The sequence below is a fragment of the Citrobacter telavivensis genome (genome assembly GCF_041807075.1).
Taxonomy (GTDB): domain Bacteria; phylum Pseudomonadota; class Gammaproteobacteria; order Enterobacterales; family Enterobacteriaceae; genus Citrobacter_A; species Citrobacter_A telavivensis.
In genome coordinates this window covers 341,339-357,582 of sequence record NZ_JBGUBF010000001.1, presented here as the reverse complement: position 1 = coordinate 357,582, position 16,244 = coordinate 341,339, and the positions used below count along the sequence as shown (strand labels likewise).

The 16,244-nt window shown below is 55.9% G+C and carries 15 protein-coding genes; 9 read left to right on the top strand and 6 right to left on the bottom strand.

The window, feature by feature from the left end:
* The 4 genes from ACERJC_RS01610 to ACERJC_RS01595 are packed head-to-tail and all read left to right on the top strand — an operon-like array spanning position 1 to position 4,302.
* Positions 1 to 1,545, top strand: coding sequence for a sugar ABC transporter ATP-binding protein (locus ACERJC_RS01610; RefSeq protein ID WP_152405549.1), 1,545 nt, complete (start codon positions 1 to 3; stop codon positions 1,543 to 1,545).
* Between the two features lie 17 nt (positions 1,546 to 1,562).
* The gene (locus ACERJC_RS01605; RefSeq protein ID WP_046477194.1) at positions 1,563 to 2,630 is read left to right on the top strand and encodes an ABC transporter permease; all 1,068 of its coding nucleotides are present in this window, start codon (positions 1,563 to 1,565) and stop codon (positions 2,628 to 2,630) included.
* A gap of 53 nt (positions 2,631 to 2,683) precedes the next feature.
* On the top strand, positions 2,684 to 3,481 hold the full coding sequence (locus ACERJC_RS01600; RefSeq protein ID WP_042320827.1) for a glucose 1-dehydrogenase: 798 nt from the start codon (positions 2,684 to 2,686) through the stop codon (positions 3,479 to 3,481).
* A gap of 35 nt (positions 3,482 to 3,516) precedes the next feature.
* The gene (locus tag ACERJC_RS01595; protein WP_373670885.1) at positions 3,517 to 4,302 is read left to right on the top strand and encodes an SDR family oxidoreductase; all 786 of its coding nucleotides are present in this window, start codon (positions 3,517 to 3,519) and stop codon (positions 4,300 to 4,302) included.
* Between the two features lie 109 nt (positions 4,303 to 4,411).
* Here ACERJC_RS01595 and ACERJC_RS01590 read toward each other — a convergent pair whose 3' ends face one another.
* Positions 4,412 to 4,564, bottom strand: a complete 153-nt coding sequence (locus tag ACERJC_RS01590) for a Hok/Gef family protein (RefSeq protein ID WP_373670884.1) — start codon at positions 4,562 to 4,564, stop codon at positions 4,412 to 4,414.
* Between the two features lie 226 nt (positions 4,565 to 4,790).
* Positions 4,791 to 6,824, bottom strand: coding sequence for a choline transporter (locus ACERJC_RS01585; RefSeq protein ID WP_152405552.1), 2,034 nt, complete (start codon positions 6,822 to 6,824; stop codon positions 4,791 to 4,793).
* 127 nt (positions 6,825 to 6,951) lie between these two features.
* On the opposite strand from ACERJC_RS01585, the gene betI reads away from it, so the two are divergent.
* The 3 genes from betI to betA are packed head-to-tail and all read left to right on the top strand — an operon-like array spanning position 6,952 to position 10,722.
* Positions 6,952 to 7,542 carry a transcriptional regulator BetI gene (betI, locus tag ACERJC_RS01580; RefSeq protein WP_102602324.1) on the top strand — a complete coding sequence of 197 codons (591 nt, stop codon included), beginning with the start codon at positions 6,952 to 6,954 and terminating at the stop codon, positions 7,540 to 7,542.
* Positions 7,543 to 7,559: 17 nt separating this feature from the next.
* The gene (gene betB, locus ACERJC_RS01575; RefSeq protein WP_373670883.1) at positions 7,560 to 9,032 is read left to right on the top strand and encodes a betaine-aldehyde dehydrogenase; all 1,473 of its coding nucleotides are present in this window, start codon (positions 7,560 to 7,562) and stop codon (positions 9,030 to 9,032) included.
* Positions 9,033 to 9,045: 13 nt separating this feature from the next.
* The gene (betA, locus tag ACERJC_RS01570) at positions 9,046 to 10,722 is read left to right on the top strand and encodes a choline dehydrogenase (RefSeq protein WP_373670882.1); all 1,677 of its coding nucleotides are present in this window, start codon (positions 9,046 to 9,048) and stop codon (positions 10,720 to 10,722) included.
* A 43-nt stretch (positions 10,723 to 10,765) separates the two neighbouring features.
* Here betA and ACERJC_RS01565 read toward each other — a convergent pair whose 3' ends face one another.
* Positions 10,766 to 11,464: a GNAT family N-acetyltransferase gene (locus ACERJC_RS01565; protein WP_371895729.1), complete on the bottom strand. Its 699-nt coding sequence runs from the start codon at positions 11,462 to 11,464 to the stop codon at positions 10,766 to 10,768.
* 142 nt (positions 11,465 to 11,606) lie between these two features.
* Here ACERJC_RS01565 and ACERJC_RS01560 point away from each other — a divergent pair, with 142 nt between their 5' ends.
* Entirely contained in the window at positions 11,607 to 12,722 is a 1,116-nt protein-coding gene (locus ACERJC_RS01560; protein ID WP_373670881.1) for a YbdK family carboxylate-amine ligase, read from the top strand.
* Between the two features lie 69 nt (positions 12,723 to 12,791).
* A complete protein-coding gene (locus tag ACERJC_RS01555; protein ID WP_286632642.1) occupies positions 12,792 to 13,040 on the top strand; it encodes a DUF1158 domain-containing protein in 249 nt (82 codons plus the stop codon).
* Here the strand turns inward: ACERJC_RS01555 and ACERJC_RS01550 are convergent.
* The 3 genes from ACERJC_RS01550 to ACERJC_RS01540 form a co-directional block, all read right to left on the bottom strand.
* On the bottom strand, positions 12,969 to 14,594 hold the full coding sequence (locus tag ACERJC_RS01550; RefSeq protein WP_373670880.1) for an alpha/beta hydrolase-fold protein: 1,626 nt from the start codon (positions 14,592 to 14,594) through the stop codon (positions 12,969 to 12,971). The genes ACERJC_RS01555 and ACERJC_RS01550 overlap by 72 nt on opposite strands.
* 134 nt (positions 14,595 to 14,728) lie before the next feature.
* The gene (locus ACERJC_RS01545; RefSeq protein WP_195295611.1) at positions 14,729 to 15,070 is read right to left on the bottom strand and encodes a RamA family antibiotic efflux transcriptional regulator; all 342 of its coding nucleotides are present in this window, start codon (positions 15,068 to 15,070) and stop codon (positions 14,729 to 14,731) included.
* Positions 15,067 to 16,200, bottom strand: coding sequence for an MBL fold metallo-hydrolase (locus ACERJC_RS01540; RefSeq protein ID WP_178825909.1), 1,134 nt, complete (start codon positions 16,198 to 16,200; stop codon positions 15,067 to 15,069). Before ACERJC_RS01540 ends, ACERJC_RS01545 begins: the two co-directional genes overlap by 4 nt.
* Between the last annotated feature and the right edge of the window lie 44 nt (positions 16,201 to 16,244).

Genomic DNA, 16,244 nt, shown 5'->3' with positions numbered 1-16,244 from the left:
ATGCAACAGCAAGATATCGTCGCTCCCCAACCCGCCGAATCGGAAGTGATTATCGAAACCCATAGCCTGTCTCGTGTCTATCCTGGCGTGGTGGCATTAGATAACGTCAATTATCGGGTATATCGGAATAAAGTGAATGTTCTGATCGGAGAAAATGGTGCGGGTAAATCCACCATGATGAAAATGCTTGCTGGTGTCGAAACCCCATCCTCCGGTCAAATTTTTCTGGATGGTACCCCTGTTTCGATGAATTCGACGCATCAGGCCGAAAAATTGGGTATCAGCATTATTTTTCAGGAGTTGAATTTATTCCCGAATATGAATGTCATGGACAATATTTTCATGGCTAACGAGTTTTTTCAGAAAGGGAAAATTAATGAAAAATATCAGTACGCGCTGGCGCAAAGCCTGCTCAAGCGACTGGAACTGGATGTTGATCCGTATACACCCTTAGAAGAACTGGGGATCGGCCATCAGCAACTGGTCGAGATTGCCCGCGCGCTCTCGAAAGATACGCGCGTCTTAATCATGGATGAACCGACCTCCGCGCTGAGCCAGTCTGAAGTCAAAATCCTGTTCAACGTGATTGAACAGCTCAAGCGCCGCGGCGTTACCATTATCTATATTTCCCATCGCCTGGAAGAACTCATGGAAATTGGTGACTACATCACCATTTTCCGCGACGGCCGTTTTATTAGCGAGCGTCCGGTCAGCGATGCCAGCATTCCGTGGATCATCGAACAGATGGTGGGTGATAAGAAAAAACACTTCGATTATCAACCGGCCCCGCAAGGCGACACGGTTCTCGCGGTGCAGGGACTGACAGCGCTCCATTCCAGCGGCGGCTATAAGCTCAATGACGTGTCGTTTAGCCTGAATAAAGGCGAGGTGATTGGGATCTACGGTCTGCTGGGCGCCGGACGCACCGAACTGTTCAAAGGTCTGGTGGGCCTGATGCCCTGCCAGAGCGGCAGCGTTCAACTCAACGGCGAGTGCATCGATAACGCCCACTTTCAGTCACGACTTAAAAAAGGGCTGGCGCTGGTGCCGGAAGACAGACAGGGCGAAGGCGTCGTTCAGATGATGTCGATTCAGTCCAATATGACGCTCTCTGACCTCAGCCTGCAGGGGTTTCGCCGGGCCTGGAAATGGCTGAATCCGCACAAAGAACAGGACAGCGTGAAGGAGATGATTCAGCAACTTGCCATCAAAGTGAGCGATCCCGAACTGCCCATCACCTCACTCAGCGGTGGAAACCAGCAAAAGGTGGTGCTGGGTAAAGCGTTAATGACGCAGCCACAGGTGGTGTTCCTTGATGAGCCAACCCGCGGCATCGACGTGGGGGCGAAAACTGATGTGTATCACCTTATCGGCAAAATGGCGCAACAAGGGCTGGCAGTGATGTTCTCTTCATCAGAGCTGGACGAAGTGATGGCGCTGGCGGACCGCATTCTGGTGATGGCTGATGGCCGGATCACCGCTGATGTCCCCCGTCATGCAGTCACCCGCGAGAAGTTGATCGCGGCTTCTACACCGCAAGATTAATCAGGCTGGAATCCATCATGAACCAGAAATATATGATTTACATGTACCTGCTGAAGGCCAGAACGTTTATCGCTCTGCTGCTGGTCATCGCATTCTTCAGCGTGATGGTACCGAATTTCCTGACCACATCTAACCTGCTGATTATGACCCAGCACGTTGCCATTACCGGCTTACTGGCGATTGGGATGACGCTGGTAATCCTGACCGGCGGCATTGACCTGTCGGTCGGCGCCGTTGCCGGCATCTGCGGCATGGTGGCGGGCGCGTTACTCACCAATGGTTTGCCCATCTGGGGCGGGAACATCATCTTCTTCAACGTGCCGGAAGTTATCCTCTGCGTCGCCATCTTTGGCGTTCTCGTTGGATTCGTTAATGGCGCGGTCATCACCCGCTTTGGCGTTGCGCCTTTCATCTGTACCCTCGGCATGATGTACGTTGCCAGGGGCTCTGCCCTGCTGTTTAACGACGGCAGCACCTACCCCAACCTTAACGGTATGGAGGCGCTGGGCAATACCGGTTTTGCCACCCTGGGCTCCGGCACGCTGCTCGGGATTTACCTGCCCATCTGGCTGATGATCGCCTTCCTGGTCCTGGGCTACTGGATAACCACCAAAACCCCGCTCGGTCGCTATATCTACGCGATTGGCGGTAACGAATCCGCCGCGCGACTCGCCGGCGTGCCTATCGTCAAAGCGAAAATTTTCGTCTACGCCTTCTCCGGGTTGTGCGCCGCCTTTGTTGGGCTGATTGTCGCGTCTCAGTTACAAACGTCGCACCCGATGACCGGCAACATGTTTGAGATGGACGCCATCGGGGCCACCGTTCTGGGTGGAACCGCACTCGCCGGCGGTCGCGGACGGGTATCCGGATCCATCATCGGGGCCTTCGTCATCGTCTTTCTGGCCGATGGCATGGTGATGATGGGCGTCAGCGATTTCTGGCAAATGGTCATTAAGGGCGTCGTTATTGTCACCGCCGTGGTTGTCGACCAGTTCCAGCAAAAGCTACAGAACAAAGTCATTCTGATGCGTCGCCATGAAGAGAAACAGGCGACTGCACCCTCGGCAAATACCGTATCCAGTTAAGTAGCATCACTGCGCCGGGCATCGACTGTCCGGCTTATACAGGGGAAAGAAATATGCAACGTGATTTTCATGGTAAGACGGTCGTCATCACCGGCGCATGCCGGGGGATTGGCGCAGGCATCGCCGAACGTTTCGCCCGGGACGGCGCGAACCTGGTGATGGTCTCCAACGCTGAGCGCGTTCACGAAACGGCAGAACAGCTGCGCCAGCGTTACCAGGCTGACATTTTATCACTACAGGTTGATGTCACTAACGAAGAGCAGGTACAGGCATTGTATGAGCAGGCGGCTGCGCGCTTTGGCTCGATTGATGTCTCCATCCAGAACGCGGGTGTGATCACCATCGATTACTTTGACCGAATGCCGAAAGCGGATTTTGAGAAAACCCTCGCCGTCAATACCACAGGCGTATGGCTCTGCTGTCGGGAAGCGGCGAAATATATGGTTAAACAGAATCACGGCTGCCTGATTAATACCTCTTCCGGCCAGGGACGTCAGGGCTTTATCTATACCCCGCACTACGCCGCCAGCAAAATGGGCGTGATTGGCATCACGCAAAGCCTGGCGCATGAACTGGCACCGTGGAACATTACCGTCAACGCCTTCTGTCCGGGGATCATCGAAAGCGAAATGTGGGATTACAACGACCGCGTATGGGGGCAGATCCTTAGCACCGATGAAAAACGCTATGGCAAAGGTGAACTGATGGCGGAATGGGTTAAAGGCATCCCCATGAAACGCGCGGGTAAACCAGAAGATGTCGCCGGGCTGGTCGCCTTCCTCGCTTCTGACGATGCACGCTATCTTACCGGACAAACCATCAACATTGATGGTGGCCTGATTATGTCGTAATACCCGACGGGGTATTTGTGAAGAGAGTTATCACTATGATCGCAAAAGATTTTGCTCAACAACTGTTTAACCTGCAAGGACGCGTTGCTTTCGTCACTGGTGCAGGGAGCGGCATCGGTCAGACCATTGCCTGGGCGCTGGCCAGCGCGGGCGCGCGGGTCGTCTGTTTTGATCTGCGCGAAGACGGCGGGCTGAAAGAGACGGCTAATCATATCGACGCGATTGGCGGCCAGGCGGCGCTCTATACGGGAGATGTTCGCCAGCTTAGCGACCTTCGCGCCGCCGTCACCCTGACCAAAGAACGGTTTGGTTGTCTGGATATCGCGGTGAATGCCGCCGGTATAGCCAACGCCAATCCGGCGCTGGAAATGGAAAGCGAACAGTGGCAGCGCGTTATCGACATCAACCTCACGGGCGTATGGAACTCCTGTAAGGCCGAAGCAGAACTGATGCTGGAATCTGGCGGCGGCTCAATCATCAACATCGCCTCGATGTCCGGAATCATCGTTAACCGTGGTCTTGAACAAGCGCATTACAACAGCTCGAAAGCGGGGGTTATTCACCTCTCGAAGAGCCTGGCAATGGAATGGATTGAGAAAGGCATTCGCGTGAACTCAATCAGCCCGGGATACACCGCCACACCGATGAATACCCGCCCTGAAATGGTTCATCAGACGCGTGAATTTGAGAGCCAGACGCCAATCCAGCGAATGGCAAAAGTTGAAGAGATGGCCGGTCCGGCGCTGTTCCTCGCCAGTGATGCAGCCTCATTTTGTACCGGCGTCGATCTCGTCGTTGATGGCGGATTTATCTGCTGGTAAACAGAAATTCGCCCGCAGCCATGACTGACTGCGGGCGATGTGATAAAGCGGGTGCCGTCTCATCCAGACCTGACAAGCGGATATGCGGGGATAACTCCCCGCATAACGGCTACTTCTTCGATTCGTAAGCGAGAACTGCCTTAAACTCAATACCACGCTCCCTGACGCTGAACTCACAGAGTGAGTCCCTCACCAGGAGCGTGAATCCCAGCACTGTAATGCAAAGTGCGATGACTGCGATTAAGGCATATTTCGTCAGCATGTATTGCCTCCATGCGAAGAAGAGATTACCATCCGAATTGTTCAGGTTTGGAATGGTAGCCTCAAGGTTGATAGCACTATCTCCTTGGGGCTTTCTTCTTTCCAGACCTCAGCAACGGCCTGAAGCTGGAAAGCATCAGGCACCCGCCGTTATCGTACTCTTCTTCTATCCCGACACTGTATATTTATACAGTTAAACTTCATTTTCGGAAAACATTTAGACAGTCCTACATACCCGGGAACAGCACACCATTTCCCGGCGCTTCGCGATCCAGATGGATGAAGTTCAGATGGCGTTCATACTGGTCGAGAATATCGGTAATCACCTGCTCTTTGCTGTAGTCCATCAGGTCATTACCCTGACTGCCTTCCAGCAGGAACGTCTCCAGACGGTAATAGGTCGATTTCCCGCTGCGCGCGCGATAGGTAAAGCCCGGTATCGCATATTTCTGCGGCCAGATTTGGTAGATAAAGTTACGTTCATCGCCCATGTGCACCCGTAAATCGAGGTGTCCCAGACTTTCGCCTTCCACAGGCGGCAGACTTTTCAGTTCGACATGCGCGCCACGCAGTGTTAACTCCTGCGCCACCTCTTCCATCGCCGGGAAGCACACGTTCTCCATCATTTCGCGGGTATAGCGCGTGCCGGGATAGTTCATCAGCCGCGACAGGCGTTTTTTCCAGCTCAACCGATCCTGCACGCCCATGGGTCGCGGCGCAGTATTCCGGTTAGCGCTCTCACGGCGATAATCTTCCACCTTCAGCGACTTATACAATCCCGCCATAATAAAGAAAATGACAAAGCTGAACGGCAGTCCCATGATCACCGTCGTGTTCTGCAAGGCTGAAATCCCGTTCGTCATCAACATTCCCAGCGTCAGCAAACCGATCGCCACCGACCAGAAGACGCGCAGCCATGACGGGGCATCACTGTTGATATCCTTCAGTTTCGAGGTGAAATTCCCCAGCACCAGCGCGCCGGAATCCGCTGACGTGACATAAAACAGCAGGCCCGTGATGGTGGCCACCGACGCGCTGAAGGTAAACGCCGGATACTGCGCCAGCAGGCTGTAGAATCCGCGTTCCGGATGCGCCATCGCCTCCTGGGCAAAGCCCGCATCGCCGTGAATGATTTCATACAACGCGCTGTTGCCGAACACCGATAGCCACAGCAGGGTAAAGGTGAACGGAATAATCAGCGTTCCGAAGACAAACTGACGGATGGTACGCCCACGTGAGATTCGCGCAAGAAACAGGCCGACAAACGGCGACCAGGCCACCCACCACGCCCAGAAAAACAGCGTCCAGTTATTCATCCACTCAACCGGGCGATCGAAGGCAAAGCTGTTGAGCGTCATGCCCATAAAGCGATTCACATAGTCGCCCACGTTCAGCACCAGGGCATTGAGCAGGAATGAGGTATCGCCCATAAACAGGACGAAAAGGATCAGCCCCAGCGCCAGCAGAACGTTAAGCTCTGAAAGCACGCGGATGCCCTTATCCACCCCGGAAGTGACCGAAATCGTGGCAATCACCACCGACAGCACAATCAACGCCGCTTTCGCCGCCATCGAATCCGGAATATCAAACAACACGCTCAGGCCATAGTTGAGCTGAACCACACCAATTCCCAGCGTCGTGGCGATACCAAAAATGGTGCCAATGACGGCGGCGATATCAACGCTATGCCCAATCGGCCCGTTAATGCGTTTACCAAAGATAGGATAGAGCGCGGAACGGATAGTCAACGGCAGGTTATAGCGATAGCTGAAGTATCCCAGCGCCATGCCCATCAGGGCATACATCGACCAGCCGGTCAGGCCGTAGTGGAATAACGTCCAGACCATCGACTGACGCGCCGCTTCAATCGTCTGCCCCGCGCCTTCCGGCGGCTGCATATATTGTGTTACCGGCTCCGCCACGGAAAAGAACATCAGGTCGATACCAATCCCGGCGGCGAACAGCATGGCGGCCCAACTGAGCAGGCTGAATTCCGGTTTCGACTGCTCCGGCCCGAGTTTGACCGAGCCAAAGCGCGAGCAGGCGATGAAAACAACAAAGACGATGTACAACGTGGCCGCCAGCAAATAGTACCAGCCGAAGGTTTTTGAAACCCAGTTCAACGTCCGGCCAATCCAGACGGCGGAGAAATCGCTAAAAAAGATGGTGGTCAGGGAAAACAACAAAATCAGCCCGGCGGACGTGTAGAAAACCACCGGATTGATTTTGTCCTTTTCTCTGCACTGTGGAAGGTCTGACATCCAGTATCCTCACATTTTTTGTAACTATTAAAAATCAAATTCGCAACAATTAAGACACATTTTATATTGAACGTCCAATCAAAAACCGCTTTAATGGTTAAACAAAACTGATGAATGGAGTCCCAAAATGCCCAAACTGGGGATGCAGCCGATACGGCAACGGCAGTTGATTGACGCCACGCTGGAAGCGATAAATGAAGTCGGGATGCACGATGCGACGATTGCGCAAATCGCCCGTCGCGCCGGGGTCTCAACCGGGATCATTAGCCATTACTTTAAGGATAAGAATGGATTGCTGGAGGCAACGATGCGCGACATCACCAGCCAGCTGCGTCACGCCGTTTTGCATCGACTCCATGCGCTACCGGGGGCGCGTGCGGAACTACGATTGCGTGCCATCGTGGCGGGAAACTTTGACGAGACCCAGATAAGTCATGCCGCAATGAAAGCCTGGCTGGCGTTCTGGGCCAGCAGCATGCACCAGCCGATGCTGTATCGACTGCAACAGGTCGCCAGCAAACGCCTGCTGTCGAACATTGTTGCCGAATTTAAGCGCGAGCTGCCGCGTGAACAGGCGCAACAGGCGGGTTACGGATTAGCGGCGCTGATAGACGGGCTGTGGCTCCGTGCGGCATTAAGCGGTAAGCCGTTTAACCTCAGTCTCGCCCAGGCGCTGACCACCCATTTCATCAGTCAGCACTTGCAAAAAAGTCACTGACTCACCGAGGAGAACGCATGTCACGAATGGCAGAACAACAGCTTTATATTGATGGTGGCTATACCGCCGCCACCAGCGGTCGGACTTTTGAGACGATCAATCCTGCCAATGGCGAGGTCCTTGCCACCGTACAGGCCGCAAGCCGTGAGGATGTCGACCGCGCGGTGAAAAGCGCTCAGCGCGGACAAAAAATCTGGGCAGCGATGACCGCCATGGAACGTTCACGCATCCTGCGTCGGGCGGTGGAGATTCTGCGCGAACGTAATGATGAGCTGGCAAAACTGGAAACGCTGGATACCGGCAAACCGTTCAGCGAAACCGCCAGCGTCGATATCGTGACCGGTGCAGACGTACTGGAATACTACGCCGGGCTGATCCCCGCGCTGGAAGGAAGCCAAATCCCCCTGCGCGAGACCGCCTTCGTTTACACCCGACGCGAGCCGTTGGGCGTCGTCGCCGGGATTGGCGCATGGAACTACCCGATTCAAATCGCGCTGTGGAAATCCGCGCCGGCGCTAGCGGCAGGCAATGCGATGATCTTCAAACCCAGCGAAGTCACTCCGCTAACCGCCCTGAAGCTGGCGGAGATCTACAGCGAAGCCGGTTTACCGGACGGCGTCTTTAATGTCCTGCCGGGTGAAGGGGCGGAAACGGGCCACTATCTGACCGAGCATCCGGGCATTGCCAAAGTCTCCTTCACCGGCGGCGTCGCCAGCGGTAAAAAAGTGATGGCGAACTCTGCCGCCTCCTCGCTGAAAGCGGTGACGATGGAACTGGGCGGTAAATCGCCGCTGATCGTTTTCGAGGATGCCAACGTTAATCTCGCCGCCGATATCGCGATGATGGCGAATTTCTACAGCACCGGTCAGGTCTGTACCAACGGGACTCGCGTGTTTATTCCGGCGCGGATGAAAAGCGCGTTCGAGCAAACCATTCTGTCTCGCGTGGCGCGGATCCGCGCAGGCGATTTGTTTGATCCCGCCACCAATTTTGGCCCGCTGGTCAGCTTCCCGCATCGCGAAAATGTCCTGCGCTATATCGAAAGCGGTAATAACGAAGGCGCAACGCTGCTTTGCGGTGGCGATGTGCTGAAGGGCAGCGCGTTCGACCACGGTGCCTGGGTTGCTCCTACGGTGTTCACCGACTGCCACGATGAGATGACCATCGTACGCGAAGAAATTTTCGGCCCGGTGATGGCGATCCTGACTTATGAGAGCGAAGACGAGGTCATTCGCCGCGCCAACAACACCGATTACGGTCTGGCGGCGGGCGTCGTCACCCAGGATCTCAACCGCGCACATCGCGTCATTCACCAGCTTGAAGCCGGGATCTGCTGGATCAACACCTGGGGCGAATCCCCCGCAGAAATGCCGGTTGGCGGCTACAAGCATTCCGGCATCGGGCGTGAAAATGGCGTAATGACGCTGCAAAGCTACACCCAGGTGAAATCCATCCAGCTTGAGATGGCGCCCTTCCAGTCTGTATTTTAAGCAGGAGGTTTCATTGCATTTTGACTACATCATTATTGGTGCCGGCTCCGCTGGCAATGTACTGGCAACACGACTGACAGAAGACAGCAATACCACCGTTCTGCTTTTGGAAGCAGGCGGTCCGGATTATCGTGCGGATTTCCGCACCCAGATGCCGGCAGCGCTGGCCTTCCCGTTGCAGGGAAGGCGCTATAACTGGGCGTATGAGACCGAACCTGAACCGCACATGAACTACCGCCGTATGGAGTGCGGACGTGGCAAAGGGCTGGGCGGTTCCTCGCTGATTAACGGCATGTGCTACATCCGTGGCAACGCCCTGGATCTCGATCGCTGGGCGGAAGAACCCGGACTTGAGCACTGGAGCTATCTCAACTGCCTGCCCTATTACCGCAAAGCGGAAACCCGCGATGTGGGTGCGAATGACTATCACGGCGGCGATGGCCCGGTCAGCGTGACCACGTCAAAACCGGGGGTAAACCCGCTGTTTGCAGCGATGATCGAGGCGGGTGTCCAGGCGGGTTACCCGCGAACCGATGACCTGAACGGCTATCAGCAGGAAGGCTTTGGCCCGATGGACCGCACCGTCACGCCACAGGGGCGTCGCGCCAGCACCGCCCGGGGTTATCTGGATCAGGCGAAAAAGCGCCCGAACCTCACTATCGTGACTCATGCCCTGACCGACCACATCGTTTTTGACGGTAAAAAAGCGGTCGGCGTGGAGTGGCTCGAAGGCGACAGCACCATCCCCGTCAGCGCGACGGCCCGAAAAGAAGTGCTGCTGTGCGCGGGCGCGATTGCCTCGCCGCAGATCCTGCAACGTTCCGGCGTGGGCGACGCCGCGCTGTTAAAAGCGCATGCGATCCCGCTGGTTCACCATTTGCCTGGCGTCGGTGAAAACCTGCAGGATCATCTGGAGATGTACCTCCAGTATGCGTGTAAAGAGCCGGTCTCTCTCTACCCTGCCCTGCAGTGGTGGAACCAGCCAAAGATCGGTGCCGAATGGCTGTTTGGCGGGACTGGCGTTGGGGCCAGTAACCATTTTGAAGCGGGCGGATTTATTCGCAGCCGTAAAGAATTTAGCTGGCCGAACATTCAGTACCATTTCCTGCCGGTAGCCATTAACTATAACGGTTCGAACGCGGTGAAAGAGCACGGTTTTCAGTGTCACGTCGGCTCGATGCGCTCGCCGAGTCGCGGTCATGTGCAGATAAAATCGCGCGATCCGCGCGAGCATCCGGCGATTCTGTTTAACTACATGTCAACGGAGCAGGACTGGCAGGAATTCCGCGATGCGATTCGCCTTACCCGTGAAATCATCAACCAGCCGGCGCTGGATAAATTCCGTGGACGGGAGATAAGCCCAGGCATTGACTGTCAGAGCGACGAACAGTTGGATGCGTTTGTGCGTAACCACGCGGAAACTGCGTTTCACCCCTGTGGCACCTGTAAAATGGGCGTTGATGAGATGGCCGTGGTCGATGGCGAAGGCATCGTGCACGGCGTGGAAAATCTGCGCGTGGTGGATGCGTCGATCATGCCGCAAATTATCACCGGCAATTTGAATGCCACGACCATCATGATTGGCGAGAAAATCGCCGATGCCATTCGCGGTCGCGCGCCGCTGGCAAAAAGCACCGCGCGCTATTACGTGGCGGGCGATGCGCCGGTACGCAAACCGGCACTGCGCTAATCGTGATTTCCGCTCTGATGGCAGAGCGGAGTTTCGCTTATCGCTACCGACACTGCGCCAGGGTTTGCCGCTGTTGACCATGTTCGTCAAAATTCTCCGGCGCTAACCAGCGCTGCAATGCGCGGTCACACTCAGGCCACTCACCATCAATCATCGACAACCAGTCGCTGTCCCGATTGCGGCCTTTGCGCACAATTTTCTGGCGAAAGCGGCCTTCGAATACAAACCCTAACCGCTCTGCCGCCCGACGCGACGCCAGGTTCAGAGAGTCACATTTCCACTCCACGCGGCGATACCCCAGCGCAAACGCATACCGCAACAAGAGCCAGACGGCTTCCGTACCCAGTACACTGTTTTTCATCCGCGGCGACCAGGTGACATGGCCGATTTCAACGCTGCCGTGCTCCCGTTCGATCGCCATAAAGCAGACCAGCCCCACCGCACGTTCAGCGCGAGTATCCACGACAGTGAAAGGCACCAGCGCGTCATCGTTCGCTTTCCCGCAAAGCCAGTGGAACGTCGCCGCAACGCTGTCGGGCCGACTGCTCGCCAGCCACGTCCAGTCCCGCTCGTCGTCGGCCTGCGCATAGGCGTCGAACAGATCGCCAGCATGACGTTCCGGGTCAAGCGGCTCAAGACGACACCAGCGGCCTTCCAGCACGGTTCGTTCCAGAACCGACGCGCCATGCCAGTCCGGCAGCGCGTCGCCAACCGTCTGACCATACTGATTCATTTCCGGCACAGCTCACTCCTTACGCAACGATAAAATCTGGTTATAGCAGTTCCCGATTCGTCTTCAAAGCGCCACTTTCAGATTTCTTCTACCGCTGCGGATCTCCCCATCGCTTCTATACTGAAAGCAAATCACCAGGGAAACGAACGCCATGCCACTACCCGATTTTCACGTCTCGGAACCGTATACCCTCGGAATTGAACTGGAAATGCAAGTGGTGAATCCGCCAGGTTATGACCTGAGTCAGGACTCTTCGACGCTGATTGCCGCGGTGAAAGACCGGGTGAGCGCCGGAGAGGTGAAGCACGATATCACCGAAAGCATGCTGGAGATGGCCACCGACGTCTGCCATAGCATCGATCAGGCCGCCGCGCAGTTTTCCGCCATGCAGCAGGTGATCCTGCAGGCGGCGGCTGAGCATCACCTTGAAATTTGCGGCGGCGGCACACATCCGTTTCAGAAATGGCAGCGCCAGCAGGTATGCGACAACGAGCGCTATCAGCGCACGCTCGAACGCTTTGGCTATCTCATCCAACAGGCCACCGTGTTTGGACAGCACGTCCACGTCGGCTGTCCCAGCGGAGATGACGCTATTTATCTGCTGCACGGGCTGTCACGCTTTGTCCCACACTTCATTGCGCTCTCGGCGGCGTCACCCTATATGCAGGGATCTGACACCCGCTTTGCCTCGTCGCGCCTGAATATCTTCTCCGGTTTTCCCGATAATGGGCCAATGCCGTGGGTCAGCAACTGGCAGGAATTTGAGGGTTTATTCCGGCGGCTCAGCCATACGAACATGATCGACAGCATTAAGGATTTGCACTGGGATATTCGCCCCAGCCCACATTTTGGTACCGTCGAAGTGCGGGTGATGGATACGCCGCTGACCCTGTCACATGCGGTAAATATCGCCGGATTAATCCAGGCTACCGCCCACTGGCTGCTAACCGAGCGTCCGTTTAAGCATCAGGAACGAGATTACCTGCTGTATAAATTCAACCGCTTTCAGGCCTGCCGCTATGGGCTGGAAGGCATTCTGACCGATGTGCATACCGGCGATCGCCATCCGTTGTCAGAGGACACCCTGCGCCTGCTGGAAAACGTGGCGCCATCGGCAGATAAAGTGGGCGCGACCAGCGCCATCGAGGCGTTAACCCGCCAGGTGAAAAACGGCCTCAATGAAGCGCAGACAATGCGTGAGTTTGTCACCGGGGGCGGTTCGCTCATCGGACTGGTGAAAAAACATTGTGAGATCTGGGCAGGGTAAGCGGAGCGGGTTTGCGTTAGCCGGGAAGATCCCGGACAATGGCTTTTTTAACTCAAGTTTAACAATGCCATGAAACACCCGCTTGAATCCCTGATGACCGCCGCCGGTATTCTGCTGCTGGCTTTTCTCTCCTGCCTGCTGCTTCCGGCGCCGTCGCTGGGACGGGTACTGGCGCAAAAGCTGGTTGCGACCTTCCATCTGATGGACCTCAACCAGCTCTATACGCTGCTGTTTTGTCTGTGGTTCTTAGCGCTTGGCGCTGTTGAATATTTCGTGCTTCGCTACGTCTGGCGTCGTTGGTTTTCGCTGGCTCACTAAGCCAATGAAATCCCGCATTCCATAGACCAGCGCTTCACACCACGCGGCATAGTCGTGACCGCTTGACCACGGGTGAAAGCTGACCGTGTAGCCTTTCTCCCGGAGCACCTTTTCAAACGCCAGCGTATTGCGATAAATCCCGCCGTTTGGCCCCTGCGTTTCAAAGCGTCCGGCCTGCAACCAGAATTTCACCGGATAACGCGGCGACGCCTGATACTGCTGCGTCAGCCAACTGGCCTCCTCTCCTTTGGGTGCCCACCAGTAGGAACCGGACAGGCTCAGCACGTTGCCAAACAAGCGCGGATGGCGCAGCGCCACCCATGACGACGCTAATCCGCCATAGCTGGAACCCGCCAGCACCGTTTTTTGCCGCGGGAGAGCAATACCCTGCTGGCGTAGCCAGGGCACCAGTTCGTAAGCCATAAAATCGGCAAACGTCGGGTTCGGCGGCAGCTCTTTACCGCGCCGTGAGTGATCGAGAGAATCCACGAACACTACGTTGATGGGCGGGAGTTGATGGCGGGCAATCAGCCCGTCGATAACCCGGTCGACATGGTATTCATCCAGATAGGTCGTGCCGTCAAACAGAATCAGCGTCCAGCGCGCGGGTTGCGCGGTGCGAGGGCGATAAACGGCCACTTCACGCGTATTACCCAACCGCGCGCTGGTGAGCATTTTTCGCGTCAACGCCCCGTGACGCAATGGCTGCGAGATGGCCTGCGCGGAACAAAAACGGGATGGACTGAGATCGAGCAAAGACGACTGATTCCAGCGATCGGCAGACTTCGCGCCGATCGTCAGCGGATTGAACGGATCGGTCTGAGCGCTGACCAGAATGGCGCGGCGCTGATCGCGTGGCGAGCCGCTGACCCGCGGAACATCCGGCGCCAGCTTATACTGCATAACCGTATCCGCCGGGACAACATAGCTACGGAACCAGACGTCGGAATGGCCTAAGCGGAACAGCGGCTCGTGATCGCCCGCCGGTGAGCCAAAAAGAAAAACGTTCTGTTTTGCACCACGCCAGAGAAAGGTCACGCGCTTATGATCGGCATCGAAGGGTTCCACCAGCGGCGTACCGTAACGCTGACGGTCCTGCCAGAATTCCGCGGTGCCTGCTCCCGCCTCAAGGGCTTTTTCCAGCTGCTGCAAAACGGGACTGACCGGGGCCACACGCTGGGTACGCGGTAATGGCGGCGTCTCTTTCATCTGCCAGGAGAAGCGCCAGCGCATCCCTTCGTTGCCGTGCAGCACCAGCGAGGTAACCTGTTGTTGAGGCAGTGAAAACAGCAGTTGATGCTCACCATCGGCAGGACCGCCTTCCAGCAGGGTACGAATGCGTCGATTTTGACCATCGAGCAACCGGGCATCGGTAATGCCGGAAAGCATTGCGGAGACATAGTTTTCATTCAGGGCGGGGAGAACAAAACAGATTTCCCCACTGGCATCAAACTTCCCTTGCTGCTCCCCCTGCACCGAGGGTGTCGAACACGGCATTGCCTGAGCCGACACCGTCCCCAGCCCAAGAAGCAAACCACTCCATGCCATCTTCATTGGCCAACCATTCCTTATGAAATTTGTTAGCCACGCTAATGTAAATGGGAATTATTTGCAATAATATTTAGGCAATTGCAGAGACGCTAAGGCAGGGGAAACCTTTCCTGATAGCTCTCGCTACCAGGAAAGGATCAGTGCGCCCGACTGTGGTTTTCTTTGCGGTAGGCACCCGGCGGCTGGTTAAACGTGCGGGTAAAAATACGGGTAAAGGTCTGCTGGGAGTCAAACCCGTAGCGCAGACAAATGTCATACACTTTTGCGTCGGATTCGCGCAGATCCCGCGCCGCCAGCAGCAGTTTACGCTCGCGAATGTAGCGCCCCAGACTCTCCCCTTTGTACTGCAAAAACAGACGCTGCAAGTGCCACTTGGAGTAGCCCGCATGCCGTGCGATCTCGTCAATACGCAGCGGCTGATTCAAATTATCATCAATCCACTCGACAATGCTGTCGATAACCTGAGCAGAAATGGTCATTCGGAACTCCTCTCCTGCAAATGTGTTGCCTTTTCCCACCATGTTGTGAACCGTTGCGCTGAATCGTCCAGCTTCACCGGTTCACCCTGCATCGGGGTAAGCAGACGGTACGCTTTATTTCGACTGGCCAGTGCCAGTCGTTTGTAAGGGTCATCCCAGCTATGCTTTGCCAGCACAAAGCGTCCGGCATGACCGGGTAAAATCGCTTTTGCCCGCAAATCCAGAGCGGCCTGCGCGGTCTCTTCCGGCATCATGTGAATGTACTTCCAGTCCTGGTCGTATTGGCCGTTCTCCATGATGGCGAGATCGATGCCGCCAAACTGTTCGCCAATTGCCCTGAAATGCGGCCCATAGCCCGAGTCGCCGCTGTAATAAATTTTCTGTTCCGGCGTTTCGAACAGAAAACTGGCCCACAGCGTCTGATTGCGCTTGATACCGCGCCCGGAGAAATGCCGCGCGGGCAGCACGTGAATCATCAGTGAATCGTCGACCCTGACAGACTGATTCCAGTCACGTTCTTCAATAATGTCGCCATTCATTCCCCAGTAACGCAGATGCGAGCCAACGCCCAGTGGCGTGAGCACGCGCTTCACCTTCGGCATTAACGCGGTGATGGTGGCGTAATCCAGATGGTCATAGTGATCGTGAGAAATGATCAGCAGGTCGATCTCCGGCATCGCCTGCGCCGTCCACGGATACTCCCCGGCGAACGCTTTGTTGAGAAACGAAAACGGTGCGGCATAGCTGCTGAAAACCGGGTCAATCAGAATACGTTTGCCGCCCAGTTGCAGATACCACGAGGAGTGTCCCAGCCAGATCAGGGTATTCTGCTCAACCGGCAGGCTGGCGAGATCGGTGGCAACCAGGGGTAATGGCCGGGCTGGCCGCGCATTTTCACGCTTCGCGACCAGAAACTCCCACCATGCTGCGAGCATACTTTTGTTTCCGGTATAGCCCGGCGTTGGCACCTGATTATGAAATTGCCCATCACGGTAGTTCGCAGATTGCTCTACCTGACTAAGCTGAGCGCCCTGTGGCGCCTGGCCGAAGCCCGCATTAAGGACAAACGGTAACGTTGCTGCACTGGCAATGAGCATAATAACGACCACACACACGGAGAGAGGCTTCATATCCTGACCTGTAAAACGCGCCCCTGTCCGATGGTTTGCGCGGC